Raw genomic sequence first — 255 nt, forward strand, 5'->3', positions numbered from 1 at the left:
ATGTGTCAAGAGCTTCAGCCAATTGCATGATCGCTTCTTCACCCAAAGCACCTTTGTCGCCTTCAAGCGCCAACTTTGCTGAACCTTTAACGATTGGTGTGTCATCACCAGGGAAGTCGTACTTAGACAACAGTTCACGAACTTCCATTTCTACTAACTCTAACAATTCTGCATCATCAACCATGTCGCACTTGTTCATGAACACGATGATGTATGGAACGCCAACCTGACGAGCCAACAAGATGTGCTCACGTG

1 protein-coding gene is annotated in these 255 nt (G+C 45.9%); it reads right to left on the reverse strand.

Annotated elements, in window-relative coordinates:
* Positions 1 to 255, reverse strand: a 255-nt coding sequence (locus ICN28_RS09695) for a GTP-binding protein (protein WP_255536221.1), incomplete at both ends; no start/stop codon positions are given.

Origin of the sequence: Polynucleobacter sp. 30F-ANTBAC, assembly GCF_018882385.1 — a bacterium.
Taxonomy (GTDB): Bacteria; Pseudomonadota; Gammaproteobacteria; order Burkholderiales; family Burkholderiaceae; genus Polynucleobacter.